20 protein-coding genes are annotated in these 21,153 nt (G+C 69.1%); 9 read left to right on the top strand and 11 right to left on the bottom strand.

What is annotated here, in order from left to right:
* Both Q0326_RS14160 and Q0326_RS14155 read left to right on the top strand, forming a co-directional pair.
* On the top strand, positions 1-481 hold a 481-nt coding region (locus Q0326_RS14160), incomplete at its 5' end, for an FAD-dependent oxidoreductase (RefSeq protein ID WP_298691598.1).
* A 119-nt stretch (positions 482-600) separates the two neighbouring features.
* Entirely contained in the window at positions 601-1,380 is a 780-nt protein-coding gene (locus Q0326_RS14155) for a hypothetical protein (protein ID WP_298691597.1), read from the top strand.
* 271 nt (positions 1,381-1,651) lie between these two features.
* On the opposite strand, the gene rnhA is transcribed toward Q0326_RS14155, so the two are convergent.
* From rnhA to ispH, 3 genes are read right to left on the bottom strand one after another with little or no spacing between them, the layout of a single operon-like run.
* The gene (rnhA, locus tag Q0326_RS14150) at positions 1,652-2,107 is read right to left on the bottom strand and encodes a ribonuclease HI (protein WP_298691596.1); all 456 of its coding nucleotides are present in this window, start codon (positions 2,105-2,107) and stop codon (positions 1,652-1,654) included.
* On the bottom strand, positions 2,107-3,066 hold the full coding sequence (gene thrB, locus Q0326_RS14145; protein WP_298691595.1) for a homoserine kinase: 960 nt from the start codon (positions 3,064-3,066) through the stop codon (positions 2,107-2,109). Before thrB ends, rnhA begins: the two co-directional genes overlap by 1 nt.
* A 10-nt stretch (positions 3,067-3,076) precedes the next feature.
* Positions 3,077-4,054, bottom strand: coding sequence for a 4-hydroxy-3-methylbut-2-enyl diphosphate reductase (gene ispH, locus Q0326_RS14140; protein WP_298691594.1), 978 nt, complete (start codon positions 4,052-4,054; stop codon positions 3,077-3,079).
* 90 nt (positions 4,055-4,144) lie between these two features.
* Between ispH and Q0326_RS14135 the strand changes: the two genes are divergently transcribed.
* From Q0326_RS14135 to Q0326_RS14120, 4 genes are all read left to right on the top strand, one after another.
* On the top strand, positions 4,145-4,822 hold the full coding sequence (locus Q0326_RS14135; RefSeq protein WP_298691592.1) for a hypothetical protein: 678 nt from the start codon (positions 4,145-4,147) through the stop codon (positions 4,820-4,822).
* Between the two features lie 244 nt (positions 4,823-5,066).
* A complete protein-coding gene (gene paoA / locus Q0326_RS14130) occupies positions 5,067-5,717 on the top strand; it encodes an aldehyde dehydrogenase iron-sulfur subunit PaoA (RefSeq protein WP_298691590.1) in 651 nt (216 codons plus the stop codon).
* On the top strand, positions 5,714-6,661 hold the full coding sequence (locus Q0326_RS14125) for a xanthine dehydrogenase family protein subunit M (RefSeq protein WP_298691588.1): 948 nt from the start codon (positions 5,714-5,716) through the stop codon (positions 6,659-6,661). The genes paoA and Q0326_RS14125 overlap by 4 nt, the downstream gene beginning before the upstream one ends.
* Complete coding sequence (locus Q0326_RS14120) at positions 6,658-8,895, top strand: xanthine dehydrogenase family protein molybdopterin-binding subunit (protein ID WP_298691586.1); 2,238 nt, start codon at positions 6,658-6,660, stop codon at positions 8,893-8,895. Before Q0326_RS14125 ends, Q0326_RS14120 begins: the two co-directional genes overlap by 4 nt.
* A gap of 29 nt (positions 8,896-8,924) precedes the next feature.
* Here Q0326_RS14120 and Q0326_RS14115 read toward each other — a convergent pair whose 3' ends face one another.
* Genes Q0326_RS14115 through Q0326_RS14105 form a run of 3 tightly spaced genes read right to left on the bottom strand, consistent with a single transcriptional unit; the run spans position 8,925 to position 11,997 of the window.
* Entirely contained in the window at positions 8,925-10,430 is a 1,506-nt protein-coding gene (locus tag Q0326_RS14115; RefSeq protein WP_298691584.1) for a sulfotransferase, read from the bottom strand.
* Positions 10,427-10,696: a hypothetical protein gene (locus Q0326_RS14110; protein WP_298691582.1), complete on the bottom strand. Its 270-nt coding sequence runs from the start codon at positions 10,694-10,696 to the stop codon at positions 10,427-10,429. Before Q0326_RS14110 ends, Q0326_RS14115 begins: the two co-directional genes overlap by 4 nt.
* Positions 10,687-11,997, bottom strand: a complete 1,311-nt coding sequence (locus Q0326_RS14105) for an arylsulfotransferase family protein (protein ID WP_298691580.1) — start codon at positions 11,995-11,997, stop codon at positions 10,687-10,689. Before Q0326_RS14105 ends, Q0326_RS14110 begins: the two co-directional genes overlap by 10 nt.
* Positions 11,998-12,403: 406 nt before the next feature.
* Between Q0326_RS14105 and Q0326_RS14100 the strand changes: the two genes are divergently transcribed.
* Positions 12,404-12,793, top strand: a complete 390-nt coding sequence (locus tag Q0326_RS14100) for a response regulator (RefSeq protein ID WP_298691578.1) — start codon at positions 12,404-12,406, stop codon at positions 12,791-12,793.
* A 20-nt stretch (positions 12,794-12,813) separates the two neighbouring features.
* On the opposite strand, the gene Q0326_RS14095 is transcribed toward Q0326_RS14100, so the two are convergent.
* The 4 genes from Q0326_RS14095 to Q0326_RS14080 form a co-directional block, all read right to left on the bottom strand.
* A complete protein-coding gene (locus Q0326_RS14095; RefSeq protein ID WP_298691577.1) occupies positions 12,814-13,389 on the bottom strand; it encodes a hypothetical protein in 576 nt (191 codons plus the stop codon).
* Positions 13,390-13,539: 150 nt separating this feature from the next.
* Entirely contained in the window at positions 13,540-15,651 is a 2,112-nt protein-coding gene (locus Q0326_RS14090; protein WP_298691599.1) for an ATP-binding protein, read from the bottom strand.
* Between the two features lie 88 nt (positions 15,652-15,739).
* Complete coding sequence (locus tag Q0326_RS14085) at positions 15,740-16,474, bottom strand: LssY C-terminal domain-containing protein (RefSeq protein ID WP_298691575.1); 735 nt, start codon at positions 16,472-16,474, stop codon at positions 15,740-15,742.
* A gap of 58 nt (positions 16,475-16,532) precedes the next feature.
* The gene (locus Q0326_RS14080; RefSeq protein ID WP_298691573.1) at positions 16,533-17,408 is read right to left on the bottom strand and encodes an ImmA/IrrE family metallo-endopeptidase; all 876 of its coding nucleotides are present in this window, start codon (positions 17,406-17,408) and stop codon (positions 16,533-16,535) included.
* A gap of 85 nt (positions 17,409-17,493) precedes the next feature.
* On the opposite strand from Q0326_RS14080, the gene Q0326_RS14075 reads away from it, so the two are divergent.
* Positions 17,494-18,072, top strand: a complete 579-nt coding sequence (locus tag Q0326_RS14075) for an alpha-ketoglutarate-dependent dioxygenase AlkB (RefSeq protein ID WP_298691571.1) — start codon at positions 17,494-17,496, stop codon at positions 18,070-18,072.
* 9 nt (positions 18,073-18,081) lie between these two features.
* On the opposite strand, the gene Q0326_RS14070 is transcribed toward Q0326_RS14075, so the two are convergent.
* Positions 18,082-20,409: an FdhF/YdeP family oxidoreductase gene (locus Q0326_RS14070; protein ID WP_298691569.1), complete on the bottom strand. Its 2,328-nt coding sequence runs from the start codon at positions 20,407-20,409 to the stop codon at positions 18,082-18,084.
* A 228-nt stretch (positions 20,410-20,637) separates the two neighbouring features.
* Here Q0326_RS14070 and Q0326_RS14065 point away from each other — a divergent pair.
* Positions 20,638-21,153, top strand: a 516-nt coding sequence (locus Q0326_RS14065) for a thiamine pyrophosphate-binding protein (RefSeq protein WP_298691567.1), incomplete at its 3' end; no start/stop codon positions are given.

Here is a 21,153-nt window from a genome sequence, read left to right as displayed (position 1 = left end):
CCGCACCGTCGCGCAGCTGCGGATCGCGCCCGCCGTGCCCGATAGCGTACCGCTGGTGCTCGACGCCGCCGGCCGTTTCTACTTCAAGCCCGAGGCGGGCGGGCGGCTGTGGCTCAGCCCGCACGACGAGACGCCGGCCGCCGCAGGCGATGTCGCGCCCGAGGAGATCGACGTCGCCACCGCGATCGACCGGATCGGCGCGGTGGTCGACTGGCGCGTCGAGCGGGTCGAACGCGCCTGGGCGGGGCTGCGCAGCTTCGCGCCCGATCGCCTGCCGGTCTATGGCTTCGATGCGGCGGTGCCCGGCTTCTTCTGGTTCGCAGGGCAGGGCGGCTTCGGCATCCAGACCGCGCCGGCCGCCGCGCGTCTGGGGGCGGCGCTGATGACCGGCGCGACGCCCGATGCGTCGATCGCGAAGATCGATGCGGCGCGCTATGCGCCGGGGCGGTTGCGGCGTCGACCGCGCGCGTCTGGATCCTGACCCTCGTCGGGATGACGGGATTGGACAGGTCCCTCCCAAAATTAAGATTTCGACATGGCGCGCTTATGCCGCGCTGCCGCGATTGCAGCGATTAGGCGCGCGCTATAGGGGCGTGGGCGATGCTCGCCGCCCCTTATCCGGATTCGTCCTACCGCTATCGCGCGTCGGTGGGCACGCGGGTGCTCGCGGCGTTGATGGCGATCGGCATCATCGGGCTGATGATCCTGATCCTGATGCTGCTGCAGCTCGGCGTGCTGCCCGCGATCGCGCCCAAGGAAGAGGTCAAGTCGACCACCTTCACGCTGACGCCCGCGCCCAAGCGCGCGCCGTCGCCGACCAAACCGCCGGTCAAGACCAAACGCGTCACCAGCGGCGGCGCGCCGCGCCAGCGCGCGCCCGTCGCCAAGGCGCCGCCGCCGACCCCCGCGCCACCGGTGCCGTGGAATGTGATTCCGCTCACCAAGCAGGAATTCGCCTCCTCGGACATCGCCAAGCTGCACTCGAACACCCCCGCCAGCGACAAGCCCGCCGAGGGCGGCTCGGGTTCGGGCACCGGCCGCGACAGCGGCAAGACCTATGGTCCTGGTGATGGGCCAGGCGGCGTGCAGCTCTACAACGCCGAATGGTATGTCCGCCCGACCGAGGCGCAGATGGCCTTCTACATGCCCAAGACCAACACCGGCTCGGGCTGGGGCGACATCGCGTGCAAGACCGCCGACCATTATCATGTCGAGGATTGCCAGGAGCTCGGCGAATCGCCCGGGTCAGGCTTTGCGCGCGCGGTGCGCCAGGCGGCGTGGCAGTTCCTGGTGCGGCCGCCGCGGATCGACGGCAAGCCGCAGATCGGCGCCTGGGTCCGCATCCACTATGTCTTCACCGAGCGCGGTTCGCCCGAATAGCGCCGAACGCTGGCCCCCCTTTGTGCTGCTACGCAGGGGGGAGTCCGGGTTTCGGACGCGACCGCTTCCCTGAGAGCGCAATCGTCGGCGGACGTCGTCGACCGTCGTCCTGGCGCAGGCCGGGCCCCATAGACGCGGTCCGTTCGCGGACTGGGTTCGACCTTCGCGGTCTGCGCGACGCCGGACGGTGACGGAACCGGATATCGCGGTATCGCCGTCTATGGATCCCGGCTTTCGCCGGGACGACGAAGAGATCGCTATGTCGACCGTCCTACCCGCCGACCCGCGCCTTCATCGCCGCGGCGCAGGCGAGCTGGTCGACTCGCTCATTCTCGTCGTGGCCGGCATGGCCCTTGACCCATTTCCAGTCGATCCGGTGCGGCGCCGAGGCGTCGAGCAGCTCCTGCCAGAGATCGGCATTCTTGACCGGCTTCTTGTCGGCGGTCTTCCAGCCGTTCTTCTGCCAGCCCTTGATCCACTTGGTGAGCCCGTCCATCACATAGCGGCTGTCGGTGGTCAGCGTGACGCGGCACGGCTTCTTGAGCGCCTCGAGCCCGCGGATCGCGGCGAGCAGCTCCATGCGATTGTTGGTGGTGTGCGCCTCGCCGCCCGACAATTCCTTCTCGGTGCCGCCCATCCGCAGCAGCGCGCCCCAGCCGCCCGGCCCCGGATTGCCCTTGCACGCGCCGTCGGTGAAAATCGCGACCAGCGGCATTTCTTCGGTCATTACGCAAACATCTCCAAACCCTTGGCCGCATACAGATCGAGCCGGCGCAGGAAGGCGAGCGGGTCCTTGCGCGTGACCAGCGCGTCGGCCGGCGTGTTGAGCCAGTCCCAGGCGCGGGTCAGCGTGAAGCGCAGCGCGGCGCCGCGTGCCAATGCCGGCAGCGCGGCGCGCTCGGCATCGCTGAGCGCGAAGCTGCCGGCATAGCCCGCGATCAGCGCCGCGCCGACCGCGGCATCGAAAGTCGCGCCGTCGGTCGAGAAGGCCCAAGCGCTGTGCGTCACCGCCAGATCCCAGGCGCGCACCTCGCGGCAGGCGAAATAGAAGTCGATGATGCCCGCCACCTTGTCGCCGAGCATCAGCACATTGTCGGGGAAGAGATCGGCGTGGATCACCGCATGCGGCAGATCGGTCGGCCAATGCGCGTCGAGCCAGGCGAGCTCGTCGGCGATCCGCGCGGCCAGCCCCGGCGCGATCCCGTCGAGCGCGTCGCCGCAGCGCGCGGCGAGCGCATGCCAGCCCGGCAGCCCCAGCACATTGGGCCGCTCGGGCGCGAAGTCGGCAAGCGCGGCGTGCATCCGGCCGAGCATCGCGCCGGTCGCCTGCGCCTGGCGCGGCGTCGGATGCGACAGCGAGACGCCGGGCAGGAATTCGATCAGGCAGGCGGGGCGGCCGCAGACCTGCTGCACCTGCACCCCGTCGCGATCCTTGAGCGCACGCGGCACCGGCAGGCCGCGATCGGCGAGATGGTCGAGCAGGCCGAGGAAGAAGGGCAGGTCGCCGGCATCGACCCGCTTCTCGTAGAGCGTCAGGATGAAGCGCTGGCCATGCTCGGCCTCGACCAGATAATTGCTGTTCTCGACCCCCTCGGCGATGCCCTTGGCCGACCGCAGGCCGCCGACGCCGTAGCGCACGAGCAGCGCCGCCATCTCTTCGGCGGGAACATGGGTGTAGACCGCCATCGTCTTGGGCTCAGGCGGCGAGGCCGCGTGGGAGCTTGAACGTCATCCGCTCGATCATCGCGCTGGTTTCGCGCTCGCTGATCGTGAAGCGCGTCGCCAGCCGGTCGACGACCTCGCGGACGAGCACCTCGGGGGCCGAGGCGCCTGCGGTGATGCCGAGCGTGCGGACGCCCTCGAGCCAGGCGAAATCGATGCAGGCGCCGCGCTGGACCAGCATCGCGCGCGTGCCCTCGCGCTCGGACACTTCGACCAGCCGCACCGAATTGGACGAATTGGGCGCGCCGATCACCAGGATCGCGTCGCATTCCTGCGCGATCACCTTGACCGCGGCCTGGCGGTTCGAGGTCGCGTAGCAGATGTCTTCGCCGCGCGGCATGGCGATCGACGGGAATCGCGCCTGCAGCGCGGCGACGATCGCGGCGGTGTCGTCGACCGACAGCGTCGTCTGGGTCAGGAAGGCGAGATTGTCGGGATCGGCGGGCGCCAGCGCGGCGACATCGTCGAGCGTCTCGATCAGCGTCATCGCGCCCTCGGGCAGCTGGCCGAGCGTGCCGACCACCTCGGGGTGCCCCTCATGCCCGATGAACAAGATGTGCCGGCCCTGCTCGGCGAGGCGTTCGGCCTGGCGATGGACCTTCGAGACCAGCGGGCAGGTCGCATCCAGCCAGGCGAGCCCGCGCTCGGACGCCTTGAACGGCACCGCCTTGGGCACGCCATGCGCCGAGAACACCACCGGCGCGTCGTCGGGCACCTCGTCGAGCTCCTCGACGAACACCGCGCCCTGCGCCTTGAGCGCATCGACGACATAGCGGTTGTGGACGATCTCGTGGCGAACATAGACCGGCGCGCCATATTTCTCGATCGCCAGCTCGACGATGCGGATCGCGCGGTCGACGCCGGCACAGAAGCCCCGCGGCGCCGCGATCACGAGATCGAGCGGGGGGAGCGCGCCGACCACAGGCGGCAAAGCGACGGGAGCCTGGACCATGTCACACAGCCTTACGCGATTGCTTGCCTGCGCGGAAGGCGCTTCCTATGATCGCGCGCGTATCCCGCCCTGTTTCTTAGGACACGCCCCTTGTCGATTTCGAAGCGTCTGCCGCTTGCCCTGCTGCTCGCCCCGCCCGTTCTCGCAGGGCTGCTTGCCGGCTGCCACAAGGAGAATGAGATCACCGCGGTCGGCGGCACGATCGGCCAGGAGGTCCAGCGCACCAGCTGCCCCGCGGTCGGCGTCCCCGCTTATGCCGGCGACATCACGCTGTTCGACCCGCCCGCCAGCCGCGACGCGCGCGCGATCGACGTCGCCGCCGACATCACCGACGTGAAGGCCTCGTGCGACGAGAGCGATCCGGCGCAGCCGCGGCTGACCAGCGTGGTCAGCTTCCGCGTCGATGCGCGGCGCAGCAATGCGCACGGCGCGCGCGACCTCGTGCTGCCCTATTTCGGGGTCGTGCTCCATGGCGGCACCGCGGTGTCGTCCAAGTCGATCAGCCGGGTCTCGCTCCACTTCGACGACGGCAAGCTCACCGCGTCCGCGACCGGTCAGGCCACCGGCACCGTCAGCCGCGCCGATGCGACGCTGCCCGACAATATCCGCGCCCGCCTGATCCGCAAGCGCACCGCCAACGACGCCGACGCCTCGGTCGATCCGATGGCCGACCCGTCGGTGCGCGCGGCGCTCGCCAAGGCGAGCTTCGATTTGCTCGTCGGCTTCCAGCTGACGCCCGAGCAGCTGGCCTACAACGCGACGCGGTAAGGCCGGGATAGGGCCGCGCCGTGCGTGGCCGATGATCGTCACCCCCGGGGTCCGGCCCCGGGGCCGCCATGCCGGATGACAATCCGCGGCGCGCTTGGGCCGGGCGCGTTCGGCCGCGGGCACAGCCGCCCGCGCCTGGGCTTGCGTGCAACAGTGCGCGCGGATACCGCACCCCGAGCACCGCGGCTGCGGAACCTTCGATGGCGTTGCAGAGCTTTAGCGCGTGAACGGCGAGTATCGATCCATGACTGACGAACCCACCCGAGACGGCCTCTCTCGCCGCGAGCTGATCGGGACGGGGGCGGCCGCTGCCTCGCTCGTCGCGACACCCTCGCTGGCGCTTGCCCCGACATCGCCATCGGCCGAGCCAGGTCAACCGCCGGAAAAGGCAACAGTATCGTTCACGATCAACGGCAAGCGCGAGACGCTGACGCTCGATCCGCGCACGACGCTGCTGGACGCGGCGCGCGAGCATCTGCGGTTGACCGGCTCGAAGAAGGGCTGCGACCACGGCCAGTGCGGCGCCTGCACGATGATCGTCGACGGGCGGCGGATCAATTCCTGCCTGACGCTGGCGGTGATGCACGACGGCGATACGATCACGACGATCGAAGGACTCGGCGCGCCCGACCATCTTCACCCGATGCAGGCCGCCTTTGTCGCGCATGACGGCTATCAGTGCGGCTATTGCACGCCCGGGCAGATCTGCTCGTCGGTGGCGATGCTCGGCGAGATCGCCGCGGGCATTCCCAGCCACGTCACGCCCGATCTTGCGGCCGTCGCCTTCTCCGACGCAGAGGTGCGCGAGCGGATGAGCGGCAATATCTGCCGCTGCGCCGCCTATCCCAATATCGTCGCGGCCATTCGCGACGTTCACGAAAGCCACGGCGCATGAGGGCGTTCACCTACGAGCGCGTCACGACCGCGCAGGCCGCGGCGCAGGCCGTGGCCGCGCAGCCCGGCGCCAAATTCATCGCGGGGGGCACCAATCTGCTCGATCTCGCCAAGCTCGAGATCGAGACGCCGACGCATCTGGTCGACGTCAACCGCGTCGCCGGGCTGGATCGGATCGTGCCGACCCCGGATGGCGGGCTGCGCATCGGCGCGCTGGTGCGCAATACCGATCTGGCCGCCGATCATCGGGTCCGCACGGACTATGCGGTGCTGACGCGCGCGCTGCTCGCCGGTGCCAGCGGCCAGTTGCGGAACAAGGCGACGACCGCGGGCAATCTTCTCCAGCGCACGCGCTGCGTCTATTTCTACGACACCAGCAAACCCTGCAACAAGCGCAAGCCGGGGTCGGGCTGTGCCGCGCGCGGCGGCTATAGCCGGGGGTTGGCAGTAGTCGGCGTATCCGACCAGTGCATCGCGCAGCACCCCTCCGACATGGCGGTGGCGATGCGGCTGCTCGACGCCAAGGTCGAGACGGTGATGCCCGACGGCGCCACGCGCGCCATACCGATCACCGATTTCCATACGCTGCCCGGCAAGACGCCGTGGATCGAGACGGTGCTCCGCCCGGGCGAGTTCATCACCGCGGTGACGCTGCCCAGGCCGCTTGGCGGGGTGCATAGCTACGCCAAGGTGCGCGACCGCGCATCCTACGCCTTCGCGCTGGTTTCGCTCGCCGCGGTCGACGGACCGGGGGGGCGGCGCTTCGCCTTCGGCGGCATTGCGCCCAAGCCGTGGCGGGTCGAGGCGGCGGAGCCGATGGGCAGCGCCGGTGCGGTCGCGGACCATGTCCTCGCCGAGGCGGCGCCGACCGCCGACAACCGCTACAAGCTGACCTTGGTGCGGCGCCTGCTCGCCGACCATTTCGAGACGGGAGCCGCGGCGTGAAGTTCGATCAGCCCGCGGGCGCCAATCCGATCGATCGCGGTACCGTCATCGGCAAGCCGCAGGTCCGCGTCGACGGCCCGCTCAAGGTCAGCGGCCTGGCGCCCTATGCCTATGAATATCACGATCCCGCGCCCAATGCCGCCTATGGCGTGATGGTGACCGCCGGGATCGGCAAGGGCCGCATCGACACGATCGACACCGTCGATGCCGAGCGCGCGCCCGGCGTGCTGCTCGTACTGACCCACAAGAACGCGCCCAAAATGTATGGCAAGGCGGACTTTCCCAAGCCCGGCCCGACCGACAAGGATCCCAAGGGCGCGCACGCTGCGCCCCAGCTCCAGGGCGCCGAGATCAAGCAGTTCGGGCAGGCGGTGGCGTTCGTCGTCGCCGAGACCTTCGAGCAGGCGACCGCGGCGGCGGCGATGGCCCGCGTCGGCTACAGCAACGGCAAGGGGCGTTTCTCGCTCGCCGCGGGCAAGGCCTCGGCGCAACCTGACCCCAAGGGCAAGGACGCGCATGTCGGCGATTTCGCGACCGCGTTCGCGACCGCCCCGATCAAGGTCGATACGACCTATTCCACCCCCAATCACGCGCAGTCGATGATGGAGCCCCATGCGACGCTGGCGATCTGGTCGGGCGACCAGCTGACGCTCTATACCGCGCATCAGGTGATCCACTGGTCGACCCAAGGGACGGCCGACACGCTCGGCATTCCGCGCGAGAAGGTGCGGTCGATCTCGGCCTATGTCGGCGGCGGGTTCGGATCGAAGCTCGAAATCTATGGCGATTCGATCCTGTCGGCGGCGGCGGCGCGCCAGCTCGGCCGCCCGGTTAAATGCGCGATCACGCGACCGCAGACCTACAATCACACCACCCACCGCCCGCCGACGATCCAGCAGCTGCGGCTGGCGGCGGGGCGCGACGGCCGGCTCACCGCGGTCGGTCATCTGACCTGGACGGGCGACCAGGAGGGCGAACGCGGCGAACTCGCCTCGGACCAGAGCCGGCTGATGTACGCCGGCGCCAACCGCCTGATCGAGACCCGCTTCACCCCGCTCGATCTGCCCAAGGGCGGCTCGATGCGCGCACCGGGCGAGGCGGCGGGGCTGCTCGCGCTCGAATGCGCGATGGACGAGCTGGCGGTCGAACTCGGGATGGATCCGGTCGAGCTGCGCATCGTCAACGATGTGCAATACGACCCGACCGTCGGCCCGAGCCGGCCCTTTTCGGATCGCAAGATGGTCGAGTGCCTCCGCCAGGGCGCCGAAGCCTTCGGCTGGTCGCGACGCCATCCGACCCCCGCCACGCTGCGCGACGGGCGCTGGCTGGTCGGCTACGGCATGTCGGCGGGGATCCGCAACAACATCGTGATGCCGTCGGGCACGCGCGTCACGCTCCGCCGCGACGGCACCGTGCTGGTCGAGACCGCGATGACCGACATCGGCACGGGCAGCTATACGATCAACGCGCAGACCGCCGCCGAGATGCTCGGGCTCCCGCTCGACAAGGTGACGATCCGGCTGGGCGACAGCCTGCTGCCCAAGGCGGCGGGCTCGGGTGGCTCGTGGGGTGCGAACAGCTCGACCGCGGGCACCTATGCGGCGTGCATGATGCTGCGCGCCGCGATCGCCGAGCGCGCCGGCCTGTCCGGTGACACGCTGTTCGCCGATGGCCATGTCAGCGCCGGGGGCAAGTCGGTCGCGCTGCGCCATGTCGCCGCCGCCGGGCCGCTCACCGCCGAAGACACGATGAGCTACGGCGATCTCACCAAACAATTCGCGCAGGCGAGCTTCGCCGCGCATTTCTGCGAGATCGGCGTCGACCGCGTGACCGCCGAGATCCGCGTGCGGCGGATGACCAGCGCCTATTCGGCCGGGCGCATCCTCAACCCGATCACGGCGCGCAGCCAGTGCCTCGGCGGGATGACGATGGGGATCGGCGCGGCGCTGATGGAGGAACTCGTCGTCGACGAGCGCTTCGGCTATTTCGCCAACCACGATCTCGCCGAATATCAGGTGCCGGTCCATGCCGACATCCCGGCGCTCGAGGTGCTGTTCGTCGAGAGCCTTGACGACAAATCGTCGCCGATGAAGGCGCGCGGAATCGGCGAGGTCGGGATCTGCGGCGTCGGCGCCGCGGTGGCCAACGCGGTCTACAACGCCTGCGGCGTCCGCGTCCGCGACTTCCCGGTCCAGCTCGACAAGCTGCTGGACCATATGCCGGTCATGGCCTGACCGGTCGTACGATTAGGCGGCAATAGGCGTCAGGCCTGGAGCCGGATCCGCGCAGCGTCGGTCGCTGAGTGGACAGCGCGGATCGGCGGGCCGGCGTTCGTTTCTCCTCCGCTGCCCAGCACGCAGCGTTGGCGCAGCCGTTGGTGGAGCGCCTGCGCGAGGCCCAGCAGGTCGCGATCGGCGGCGGGTGCGGCATGCGGTGCGGGTATGCGCAGCCTCGCAAGGTCCGGCGTGGTGCGCATGGCGAGGGCGCGGCCGATCGCGGGGGCTGCCGCGGCGGGGCTGCGGCACAGCGCATCATAATCGACGAAGACCTGATTGCGGCCGACCGATGCGGGGCGGTCGAGCAGGAAGGCATAGGTCTCGATCCATGCGGCGAGCCAGTGATCGATGCCGTCGGGGTCGTGGCGTGCCGGCGCGCTGCCGGTCAGCCGGAACGGGCGGCGATCGGCACCGAACTCGTGGTGGCCCATCCACGACATGAACCGGCCGCGGAACGGATCGTCGGCGGCGAGCGCGCAGGCGCGGCGGTGCTGCGCGCGCAGCGATGCGGCCTGCTGGAGCGGATCGCGGAACGGGTGGACCAGGATCGCGTCGGGAAAGGCCGCGACCAGCGCCGGTAGTCGCAGGATATTGTTGTTGTTCTTCGAAATGTAGCGCGGCCGGGCGTAGCGATGCAGCACCAGCCGGACATAGGCCCCGAACAATGCGGTCGTCTCGGCGGTCGGCGCGATCGGGCGCAGCCCTTCGGCGGTGCAGTAGCGCGGGCCCTCGTGATGCTTCCAGAACAGCTCCTCGATAGCCTCGGGCGTGTCGAGGTCATGCGCCAGCCCGTCACCATGCCCGCGCTCGACCGTATCGACATGCCGCCGCGCGCGCCCGGCGACCTGCGCCCAGCTGTTGGGCGCGAGCGGGAAGGGCAGGTCGCGATAGGAGAGCGAGGCGCAGTCGCCGCCATCGTGCAGCGCGCGCATCAGGATCGTCGTGCCGGCGCGGGCGAGGCCGGCGATGAAGATCGGCTGCCGTGCCGCGATGTCGGCGGCGGCACGGCCGAAGCGCTGGCGCTCGATGTCGAAGGCGATCTCGCGCACCGCCGCGCTGCCGAGCGCGACGCGCTGGAGCAGCCGCTCGCCCCGCCGATCGCCGGTCGGGCGTGCGGGGTGCGGCCCCCGCTGTTTGCGGCGCAGCAGCGCATAGATGCTGGTCACCACCAGCAGGACGATCCGCATCGGCCAGTCGGTCAGCGCGGCGCGTGCGCCGATCGGCCAGCGCGCGTCGATGATCAGCAGGACCAGGATCGGCGAGGCGACGACCATGAGCAGCCCCATCGTGCGCAGCGAATGCGCCAGCAGCCGCCGCGCCAGCAGGCGCATCGCGCGCTCCTTCGCCCATTCCGAGACGCCCGTGCGGACGAGCAGCCGGGTCGACTGGCGGCCGAGCAGGGCGAGCGTGCCGAACGCCGGCATCAGCCTGGTCGCCGCGAGCAGTTCGATCGCCCCGATCGTCGTGAGGAGCAGGGCGGGCGCACCGATCACCGGCGATCGTCCTCGCGGCGGACGATGGTGGCGGGTCGAACACCCCGCGTCGGCGACGCGATCCCGCGCATGCGGCGGTAGAGCCGCTTGAGCGGATACCACAGGATCGAGATCAGCCCGAGCAGCAGTGCGCCGACGACGCCGAGCGCCGTCCCGAACGCGCCGAAGCCGAGCCCGGGGCCCATATAGGCATGCGCCGGCGTTGCCGCTGCCGCCAGCAGGAGGAGTGCGAGGATAGTCGTCTTCGCGGACAGATTCAGCTGCATCGGGCGTTCACCGCGGCTTGGATGGCGGGGCCATCGGTTAAGGGATCGAGATAGCGGCTCCAGCGCAAGGCAATGCCGTGGCCGTGCGCATCGGCGGCGATGTAGCGCCACCGCACGGTGCCGTCCGGCGCGACGCGCATCAGGCGACCGCGTTCGGTCTCCTCGACGAACATGTCGCCGTTCGCCATGGGCGTTGCCCGGCCCTGCGCGTGGGTCATCAAAGTCTGTTCCTGGGTCGCGCGCGCAAAGGGATAGGAGACGGCGTCGGTCGCGAAATCGTAGAAGGGGATGCGGTTGGTGCCGTCGATCGCGCCTTCGGGGGCGGCGAAGCGCCAATGGTTGTCGAACATCGCGATGCGGTGATCGTCGACGACGCTGACGTCGTGCTGCATCGCCCATGGCCCGATGCGATGCCAGATCACCCGTCCGGTCGACGGGCGATAGAGCAGGATCAGCGACATGTTGCGCAGGCTGAGGAAGAGGTCGCCGGCCTGCCAGAAGCGGCCGCTCGTCGACACCGGCTGGACGTCGTTGAGATGGAAGGGATCGTCGACATAGGGCCGCTGGCGCCACAGCGAGGACAGGCCATTGCGATCGAGGATGTCGGCGATGCGGATCAGGCGGAGCGGCTTGCCGGTGGGCGATAGCTCGGCGACGGCGTCGTCGCCGAACAATGGCCCGGCATCGTGGATCGGGGATATCGGGTAGCGATAGGCCGCCCAAATGCTGCCGTCCGGCCCCCGTTCGACCGAATGGTGGAAGATGCCGTCGACAATCCACTCGGTCCGGCCGCAGGCGTCGATCCGTGCCAAGGGGGAGCTGTCGTGGATGATGATGCCGCCGTCGGGCATCAGCAGCGGATGCATCATCCAGTTCTGCATGACGCCGCTGTCGCGGCGCAGGTCGACCAGCGCCGACTTGAACGTCGACCGCGCGTTGATCGCATCGATATCGGGCCGGTAGTCATGGATCGTGCGGCCGTCGCGCAGCCGGATCAGACGTATGATCGGGCGGCCGGATGCGGGATCGAGCGCGGTGATCAAAGCGTAGCCGGGATCGACGAACGGCTGCGCAAGATTGGCGCGAAATCCGGCGTCAGGCCGCTTGTCGGGGCCTTCGTAGGTGGGCCGCGCGGGTGTGAAGGCGTCGCCGCGCGCGACGTGTTTCAGGGTCCGGGGGATCGTCGCGATCTCGAGGGCGATCGTGCCGGCCGTGCCCGAGGTCGCCGCGGTCCGCACCAGGGATCCGAAGCCGATCAGCGCCGCGCATCCCAGCAACAGCAGCACCAGCACGGTCCACATCGGGACGGGCCGTTCGACAAACCGCTCTAACCTGCTTGGCGACCCGGTCTCGGCTGTGTCCGGATCGCAGGTGCAGACGTCATGCATCAAACAGCGTCACCGCAGCGCGCAGCGATAGCCGTAGGCGACAGCGATTGTCCCCATAGTCGATGTCACGATGTCGAATCACGGCTGAACTCCCGTGAGCATGCTATAAGCCGCGCTCGTCGCGCGCATTGCGGACTGTGTCGACGCGACGGTGCATACGTGGCGAGACTGAATTAAACGCGCCGGATATTTCACCGCCGAGCAGGGATGCGGTCGCGCGATATCTTTCTTTGGCGCCGGGAGTGCGGTGGCTGGACGGGCCAGTATCGTTCAGTTAGCCTTCATCCGACGGCAACGGGGCGAGGAACAGCGACGCGATATGGCGGCCGAGCGAAGCATTCTTTGCGTCGACGACGATGAAGACACGCTTTTCATCACGACATTGTCTCTCGAACTCGACAACGATATCCGGGTTACAAAGTCCAGCCGCGGCAGCGATGCGTTGGCCATATTGGCCGGGTCTGGCGCGCAGATCGACTGTATCATACTCGACGTCCGCATGCCGGACATGGGCGGGCCCGAGCTGCTCGCGGCGATCCGCACACTGCCCGCCCATCGCAAGACGCCCGTGATCTTCCTGACCGCCGGCATCCGCGACGGCGATGCCGAACGCTATGCAGCGCTCGGCGCGAGCGGTGTGCTGTCCAAGCCCTATGATCCGCTCACGCTGGCCGCCGACGTCCGGCGGATCCTCGCCACGGCCGAGTAGCGGCGAAGGCGGCGTACCGCCTAACCGGCGGGCTGATGCGTCAGATGATCGATGATTTCCAGCCAGGTCGCCGCGGTATCGCCGGTGGCCGCCTCTGCCTGACGCCGCGCCAGGACGATCGCCTTGTCGCCGAACTGCGCGACGAGCGCCATGGCGATCTTGTCGATCTGGTGCCGCCGAACGTCCGCGCCGTCGGTCAGACTGGCCGGCAGGGTCACACGACCCGCGCCGTCGCCGCGCAGCATCTCGACCTGCGCGATCAGCTGGGCCATGACGTCGTCCGGATCGGCCGGTTTCATGATCACCGAAACATGCGGGAACACGGTGGCCAGCTCGGCGGGCAGCCCGACGCCGGTGTGGATGACGAACGGGATGCCCTTTTCGATCAGCGCGATCGCCACCGGCGTCACGTCGCGATCGAGCAGATTGGCATCGAGCACGGCGGCATCGACATGGGTCTCCAGCGATGCCAGCGCCGCCGCGACCGTCGCGACCGGCCCGACCACCACACACGACCGGTCCTCGGCGGCAGCGGCGAGATTGATGGCATGGACCTCATCGTCCTCGACGATCAGGATGGATAATGTCTCTGCCATATATCTCCGCGAGAGCATGTGCCGGGTATCGGCGCCGGTCTCTGTCGGACCGGGAGAAGAGCGTCAAATGGCCGGTGCGTCAACCTATCGCATTGCATCATGGCGCAGGCTGCGCACCGCCGGCCATGTTTGGGGTATCGGCCGGCGCGACTAGCGTGATTCGATGATCGCGCGAATCCGGACGGCGAGGGCATCCATGTCGATCGGCTTGGTGATCATCGCCATGCCGTCGTCGAGAAAGCCCGACGAGCTGGCCGCCTTGTCCGCATAGCCGGTCATGAACAGGACCTTCAATCCGGGCCTGAGTTGCCGCGCGGTCTCCGCCACCTCGACGCCGGTGGCCCCGGGCAGGCCGATGTCGGTGATGAGCAGATCGATCGTGCGCGGGGACGCGAGGATGGCAAGACCCTGCTGCCCGTCGTTTGCCTCCAGCGCCGCATAGCCGAGCTCCTGGAGGATCTCGACGATCAGCCCACGGACGACGTCCTCATCCTCGATCACGAGTACGGTCTCGCTGTTGCCGCCAAGCGGCACCGCTCGCGCGGTCGGCTGGTCGCTCGCCGCATCGGTGACTGCCACGGCGCGCGGGAGCCGGAGCGTGATCGTGGTGCCACGCCCGATCGCGCTGTCGATATCGACGTCGCCGTCGGACTGGCCGACAAAGCCATAGACCATCGACAGGCCAAGACCGGTGCCCTGGCCGATCGGCTTGCTGGTGAAGAATGGTTCGAACGCTCGGTCGATCGTCTCCGCCGACATGCCGATACCGGTGTCGGTCACGCTGACGCAGACATAGTCGCCGACGCGCAGGTTCGGCGTAGCACCGGCGTGGTCGGCATCGATCCGAACATTGGCGGTCCGGATGATGAGCCTGCCGCCATTGGGCATCGCGTCGCGCGCGTTGATGACGAGATTGAGCAGCGAGCTTTCGAGCTGATTGGCGTTGCAGAGCGGGCGCCACAGATCGGGCGACTGATCGATCTCAAGCGCGATCGTCTCGCCGATCGTGCGCCGGAACAGGTCCTCGAGCGACAGGATCAGCGTGCCGGCATCGATCGACCGCGGATCGAGCGGCTGACGGCGTGCGAAGGCGAGCAGGCGATGCGTCAGGGCGGCTGCGCGGTTGGTCGAGGCGATCGCCCCTTCGAGGAAGCGATCGACGTCTGCCGTCCGCCCCTGGGCGATCCGGCGCTGGGCAATTTGCAGGCTGCCCGAAATGCCTTGGAGAAGATTGTTGAAGTCGTGCGCGATACCGCCAGTGAGTTGGCCGACGGCCTCCATCTTCTGCGACTGCCGCAGCGCCTCCTGCGCCTGGACCAGCTCGCGCGTGCGATCCTCGACGCGCTGTTCGAGCTCGGCGTTGAGCGCGCTGATCGCCTCTTCGAGCCGCTTGCGCTCGGTGATGTCGAAGCTGACGCCGGGGAAGCGGAGCGGCGTGCCATCCTCGGCGAGCTCGCACTGGCCCTGCGCGACCAGCCAGCGGATGCCGTCGTCGGCATCGAGCAATCGATATTCCTCGGAAAACACGCGTCCGGTCCGCAGCGCGGTGGCGACGGCGGTCTCGACGCGCGGCAAATCGTCCGGATGGATGCAGCGGAAGAAGTGTTCGATCGGTGCGCCTTGCGCGGCGATCTCGACCGGGACGCCGTACAGGCGCGCGAAGCGGGCGTCCGAGCGCACCCGATCCACCGGCACGTCCCAATCCCAGGTCCCGATGCCGCCGCCGGCCGAGAGCGCCTGCTGCAGGCGTTCGTCGCTCGCACGCCGCGCGCGATCGGCGAGCACGCGCTCGGTGATCTCGACGCCCTGGCTGAGCAATCCGACGACGCTGCCGTCCTCGCCCCGGATCGGCGCTACCGCGATGTCCCAATAGGTGATCTCCGGCACGCCGTTGCGGACCATCGGCACCTCGACGCCATTTTGCGCGAAGCCCTCGCCGGTCGCCATGGCGCGATGATAGGGCTCGGCGATGATCGTCCAGGCCGAGCCCCAGACCTGTGCGACCGGCTCGCCGAGTGCCAGCGGATGACGGTCCGCCATCGAGGGGATGAAGACGTCGTTGTAGAGCATCCGGAAGTCGGGGCCCCACAGCACGGCGCCCAGCAGCGGCGAATTGAGGCAGACCGAGACGATCGAGCGCAGCGACTGCGGCCAGGTCGCGGGTGCGCCGAACGGCGTCATCTCCCAGTCATGGCCCCGCATCAACGCGCCCATCTCGCCGCCGCCTGAGAGAAAGGGATAGTCGGCTTCGATCACGCGCATTTCGCTCACCGGGCCTCGTCGGAGACAGTCTTCGCGCTGTCATAGCCGTCCGATGCGTTCGGCGCGAACGAGATCGTCGGTCCGCCGGTCAATCCGCTGTGCGGCAGACGCGGGGCAGCGTCAGCACGGCGATGCGACCGTCGAAGGCATAGCGGTCGCCGCCGCCATTGCGGTGGACCCGGCCGCGCACCGTGCCGGCGGTGAGGCTGGCGTCTTGCCTGGCGCCGGCTCGCGTGAAGATCCGCACCGCGGCATCGCGCTCCTGGTCGATGTCGGGGCCGATGTGATGCGTGATCTGCAGCGTGAACAGGCTGAGGCCCACGCCGCGGTCGAAGGTCGCCGAACCCAGCCACAGATCGCCCGCCTGGTGCCACAGCCGGATGTGATGGCGGCGGTCGGCGCTGCGGCCCCCGTCGCGCTGATAGGCGACGTCCTGCTGGCGGTCGTTCATGTAGAGCGGGCTGACCGGCGCCTGCGGATAGGGGCTGGCGAGCAGCACGCTTTGCGCGATCCTCAACCCCGAGCCGATCGTGACGGCGTCGGCCTTGCTCCAGCCGCTGGCGCTGAAGGCGCAGTCGATCGCGGGTTGCGATCCGTGCAGCGCGATGTTGATCGGGTCGCCTGGAATGCCCTGCGCGGTGTAGGAGACGAGCACCCCCGCGACCTTCCCCTTCTTATGCTCGTGATGGCTCCACAGCCTCGGCAGCCCGGCATAGGCCAGCGCGAACCACAGGATCGGCGGCAGCAGGATGAGCGCCGCGGCGGTCGCGGCCAGATGCGGGCGGTGGGATCTGATCCAGCGCGCGGGTGTCGGATCGGTCATGCCGGCTCGCTGCCCGCGAAGCGGCGGTCATGTCAATTCCGTGACGGCCGCGTCCCGGCTAGCGGCTGCGCGGGCGACCGAATTTGGGGCTTTCGGTGGCGCTCTTTTCCTCTTCCTCGTCCGCCCGGCGTTCGGCGGCGGCGTTGATCGACAGCATGACGAGCTGGAAGCCATTGTCCTTGCTCAGCACCTGGACGGTCAGCTTCGGCGGCCGCGCGTCGCGGGGCAGGGTGAGCCACTCGCGGGGGTCGGCCGGCGCCCAGGCGATGCGGTCCGTCGGCCGCGCCGCGCGCACCGCAGCCGGGACGGGCGCGCCGCTGGGGATGGCGAGCGGCGGGAAGCTGCGTGACGGCCGCGCGTAGCGGAACAGGCCGTCCTTGACGAACAGGAAGGCGCACATCGCCTGGCTGAGGTCCGCATAGCGGCTCGCGGCCGCCTCGAGGCTGACCGCATAGGCGGCGGCGATCGTCGGCAGGTGCGCGACGGTCGGCTTGCCGAGGCCGTCGACGAAGGCATTGAACCAGGGTTTGGGCATCAGCAGGCCCGCGGCGAAGCGGTTGGCTTGCATCTCTTCCTTGCGGTGCGCGGTGTCGCGGCGGATCTCGGCGAGGTCGCGATTGGCGCAGTTGCGGTCGCCGCGATGCGCCACGAGCAGGAAATGGCCGAGTTCGTGCGCGATCGCGAAGCGCCGCCGCGGCGCGTTCAGGCCCGGCGCGCAGAGGATGACGCCCCGGCGCTTGTCGATGTCGGTCAGCAGTCCGCTGGCGATGCCGTCGGCGGCGTGATCGCGGATCTCGGCGATGCCGACGCTCTGCGCGAACGCCTCGATCGGCACCGGCGCCTGCCATTCGGGATGATGCGCGAGGATCGCCGCGATCGCCGTCTCGGGCGAGGCGCATCCCGCGAGCGCGGACTTGAGGGCGTCGATGGTCATTGCGGCGGCCCTAGCCCATCCGAACGCGGGCAGCCACTTGCTGCCCCGGTGGAATCGGTCGTCGTGCCCCTTATCTAGGCCGGCGATGCTCGACCTCTTCGATACGCCCGTCCTGCCGGGGCTGTCCGCCGCGCCCGATCTGGTCACGCCCGCCGAGGAGCGCGCGCTGATCGCCGCGATCGACGCGACCGATCTCACCCCGTTCCGCTTCCAGGGCTGGACGGGCAAGCGGCTGACCAGTTCGTTCGGCTGGCATTACGACTTCGACAACCAGCAGGTCGCGCGCGCCGCGCCGATCCCCGACTGGCTGCGGCCGATCCGCGCGCGGATGGCGGACTTCGCCGGGCTCGATCCCGAGCTGCTGATCCAGGCGCTGCTGATCCGCTACGATCCCGGCGCGGGGATCGGCTGGCATCGCGACCGGCCGATTTACGAGCATGTCCTCGGCCTGTCGCTGGGCGCCGCCTGCGCGATGCGCTTCCGCCGCCGCCGCGCCGACCGCGGCTTCGACCGGGCGACGCAGCCGCTCGCGCCGCGCGCCGCCTATCACATCACCGGCGAGGCACGGCACGAGTGGGAGCACAGCATCGCCGAGCTGGCCGAACCGCGCTGGTCGATCACCTTCCGCAGCGCCTCCGACAGGGGCCGCGCGATCTTCGCCTGACGTCGGCGCCTAGGCGCGCCCGACCACGCCCTCGCGCGCGACCGCCCGCTCCGCGCCATCGGACGCCGCGGCGGCGCGCAGCCGTACCGGCACCGACTTGTAGGAGGGGGTGAAGCTCTGCGGATCATGATCCTCGAGCGCGATCAGCGGCTGCGTCTCGGGATAATAGGACGCGCAGCAGCCGTCGGGCAGGTCGTAGCGGACGATCGTCAGCCCCTGCACGACGCGGTCGGCCCGCTCGAATTCGAGCGCTGTCGCGACGTCGACGACATCGCCCTCGGCATGGCCCAGCCGCGCCATGTCGCGCGCGTTCAGGAACAGGATGTCGCGCCTGCCGAACACGCCGCGATAGCGATCGTCGAGGCTGTAGACGGTGGTGTTATACTGGTCGTGCGCGCGCAGCGTGGTGAGCCGCAGGACGGTCGGGTCCGCGGTGGTGTCGTCCTCCTCGAGCCCGGGCGCGACCAGGAAATTGGCCTTGCCGCTCTCGGTCTTCCAGATCCGCATCGCCGCCGAATTGGGGAGGTGGAAGCCGCCCGGCTCGCGGATGCGGCGGTTATAGTCGGCGAAGTCGGGGAACACCGCCTCGATCTTGTCGCGGATCAGGTCATAGTCGGCGGCATAGGCATCCCAGTCGATCCCGCCCCTGGCGCCGAGCGTCGCCTTGGCGAGCCCCGCGACGATCCACGGCTCGGAGCGGACCTCGGCGCCCGGGGGCTTGAGGAAGCCGCGCGAGGCGTGGACCATCGACATCGAATCCTCGACCGTCACCGACTGGACGCCGCCGGCCTGCTCGTCGCGCTCGGTGCGGCCGAGGCAGGGCAGGATGTAGCTGGCGCGCGCGGTGAGCAGGTGGGTGCGGTTGAGCTTGGTGGTGATGTGGACCGCGAGATCGAGGTTGCGGAACCCCTCCGCGCAGGCCTGCGGATCCGAGGCGGCGATCGCGAGGTTGCCGCCGAGACAGACGATCGCCTTGGCGGTGCCGTCGCGCATCGCCGCGATGCTCTCGACCACCGAATGGCCGTGCGCGCGCGGCGGCTCGAAGCCAAACACCTTCTTCATCTGGTCGAGCAGCAGCGGCATCGGGCGCTCGGTGATCCCGACGGTGCGGTCGCCCTGGACGTTGCTATGGCCGCGCAACGGGCAGATGCCCGCGCCCGGCCGGCCCATATTGCCGCGCAGCAGCAGCAGATTGGCGATCTGCTGGACGTTGCTGGTGCCGGTGCGGTGCTGGGTGATGCCCATGCCATAGCAGCAGATCGCCGCCTTGGAGCGGGCGTAGAGCACGGCGACCGCCTCGAGATCGGCGCGGGCGAGGCCGCTGGCATGTTCGATCGCCGACCAGTCGGCCCCCTCGACATCGGCGACCAGCGCGTCGAAGCCCGCGGTGTGCTCGGCGATGAAGCCGTGGTCGAGCGTCGGCGCGTCGGGCCGATCCATTGCGATCAGCGCCTTGCAGATGCCCTTGAGCGCGGCCGCGTCGCCGCCGACCTTGACCTGTAGATAGGTGCTGGCGATCGGCGTCGCCGAAAAGGTCGCCATCTCGATCACCGACTGCGGCGATTCGAAGCGCTCGAGCGAGCGCTCCTTGAGCGGGTTGAGCACGATGATCGGCACGCCGCGCTTCGACGCCTCGCGGAGCGTCGCCATCATGCGGGGATGGTTGGTGCCCGGATTGTGGCCGATCGAGAGGATGAAGTCGGTCTCGTCGAAATCCTCAAGGCTGACGGTGCCCTTGCCGATGCCGATCGACTTGGGCAGCCCGACCGAGGTCGCCTCGTGGCACATGTTCGAGCAATCGGGGAAATTGTTGGTGCCGTAGAGCCGCGCGAACAGCTGGTAGAGGAACGCCGCCTCGTTCGAGCAGCGCCCCGAGGTGTAGAATTCGGCCTGGTTGGGATCGGGTAGCGCGCTGAGCCCGACGCCGATCTCCGCGAACGCGTCCGCCCAGCCGACCGGCTCATAATGATCGGTCGCGGCATTGTAGCGCAGCGGCTCGGTGACGCGGCCCTGGTCCTCGATCCAATGATCGCTCTTCTGCCAGAGGTCAGCGACGCTGTGCGCGGCGAAGAAGTCGGCGCCGATCTTCTTCGCGGTCGATTCCCAGGCGACGGCCTTGGCGCCATTCTCGCAGAATTCGAACGAGCTGGTGTGCTTGGGATCGGGCCAGGCGCAGCTCGGGCAGTCGAAGCCGTCGGGCTGGTTGGACTTGAGCAGCGTCTCGCCGCCGCGCTTGACGATCTGCTGCGCCTTGAGCGCGAGCGCGACCGCCTTCAGCGCACCCCATCCACCGGCCGGTCCCGAATAGTCCTTGATGCCCTCGGGACGCCTGCTCACTCGCCATTCTCCGTTGCCAGGACCGCCTGGACGACCGGCATCGCGCGGGGCGAGACCGTCTGCTTCATAGTGGTGACGCGTGGCCATGCGGGCAATAGCCGAGCCTCGTCAACAGGATGCAATCACCCGAAAGGCGCGTGAGTCTAACGTCGATGTCATGCGTTCGCGCTCGATCATGATGTAGGTTGCGGACGCTGATTGCGATCATGACCTGAGCTGGAGATTCCCATGTCGCGCACCTCGGTTGCCGATCTGTTTGCAGACACGCTTCACCTCGCCGGAGTCGAGCGCATCTACGGCGTCGTCGGCGACAGCCTCAACGGGCTCACCGACAGCCTGCGCCGTCGCGGCAAGATCGAGTGGATACATTGCCGCAACGAGGAGGCCGCCGCGTTCGCCGCCGGCGCCGAGGCGCAGCTGACCGGCAAGCTCGCGGTCTGCGCGGGCTCCTGCGGCCCCGGCAACATGCATCTGATCAACGGCCTGTACGATTGCCACCGCACCCGCGTGCCGGTGCTGGCGATCGCCGCGCAGATCCCGAGCGGCGAGATCGGCTCCAACTATTTCCAGGAGACCCGGCCCGAGGCGCTGTTCCGCGAGTGCAGCCATTATTGCGAGACGATCGCCGACCCCGACCAGATGCCGCGCACGCTCGAGATCGCGATCCGCGCCGCGGTCGGTAAGCGCGGCGTCGCGGTGGTCGCGATGCCCGGCGACGTCGCGCTGCGCGACACGCCCGGCACG

It is taken from the genome of uncultured Sphingomonas sp. (genome assembly GCF_937859915.1).
Classification (GTDB): domain Bacteria; phylum Pseudomonadota; class Alphaproteobacteria; order Sphingomonadales; family Sphingomonadaceae; genus Solisphingomonas.
Note: the sequence above shows the minus strand (reverse complement) of the source record. Positions and strands in the feature narration are given on the sequence as shown.

Coding starts and splice junctions, on each gene's coding strand:
- Q0326_RS14155 (WP_298691597.1), top strand. CDS start 601: ATGCTCGCCGCCCCTTATCCGGATTCGTCCTACCGCTATCGCGCGTCG.
- rnhA (WP_298691596.1), bottom strand. CDS start 2,107: ATGACCGAAGAAATGCCGCTGGTCGCGATTTTCACCGACGGCGCGTGC.
- thrB (WP_298691595.1), bottom strand. CDS start 3,066: ATGGCGGTCTACACCCATGTTCCCGCCGAAGAGATGGCGGCGCTGCTC.
- ispH (WP_298691594.1), bottom strand. CDS start 4,054: ATGGTCCAGGCTCCCGTCGCTTTGCCGCCTGTGGTCGGCGCGCTCCCC.
- paoA (WP_298691590.1), top strand. CDS start 5,067: ATGACTGACGAACCCACCCGAGACGGCCTCTCTCGCCGCGAGCTGATC.
- Q0326_RS14125 (WP_298691588.1), top strand. CDS start 5,714: ATGAGGGCGTTCACCTACGAGCGCGTCACGACCGCGCAGGCCGCGGCG.
- Q0326_RS14110 (WP_298691582.1), bottom strand. CDS start 10,696: ATGCAGCTGAATCTGTCCGCGAAGACGACTATCCTCGCACTCCTCCTG.
- Q0326_RS14105 (WP_298691580.1), bottom strand. CDS start 11,997: ATGTGGACCGTGCTGGTGCTGCTGTTGCTGGGATGCGCGGCGCTGATC.
- Q0326_RS14100 (WP_298691578.1), top strand. CDS start 12,404: ATGGCGGCCGAGCGAAGCATTCTTTGCGTCGACGACGATGAAGACACG.
- Q0326_RS14095 (WP_298691577.1), bottom strand. CDS start 13,389: ATGGCAGAGACATTATCCATCCTGATCGTCGAGGACGATGAGGTCCAT.
- Q0326_RS14090 (WP_298691599.1), bottom strand. CDS start 15,651: ATGCGCGTGATCGAAGCCGACTATCCCTTTCTCTCAGGCGGCGGCGAG.
- Q0326_RS14085 (WP_298691575.1), bottom strand. CDS start 16,474: ATGACCGATCCGACACCCGCGCGCTGGATCAGATCCCACCGCCCGCAT.
- Q0326_RS14080 (WP_298691573.1), bottom strand. CDS start 17,408: ATGACCATCGACGCCCTCAAGTCCGCGCTCGCGGGATGCGCCTCGCCC.
- Q0326_RS14075 (WP_298691571.1), top strand. CDS start 17,494: ATGCTCGACCTCTTCGATACGCCCGTCCTGCCGGGGCTGTCCGCCGCG.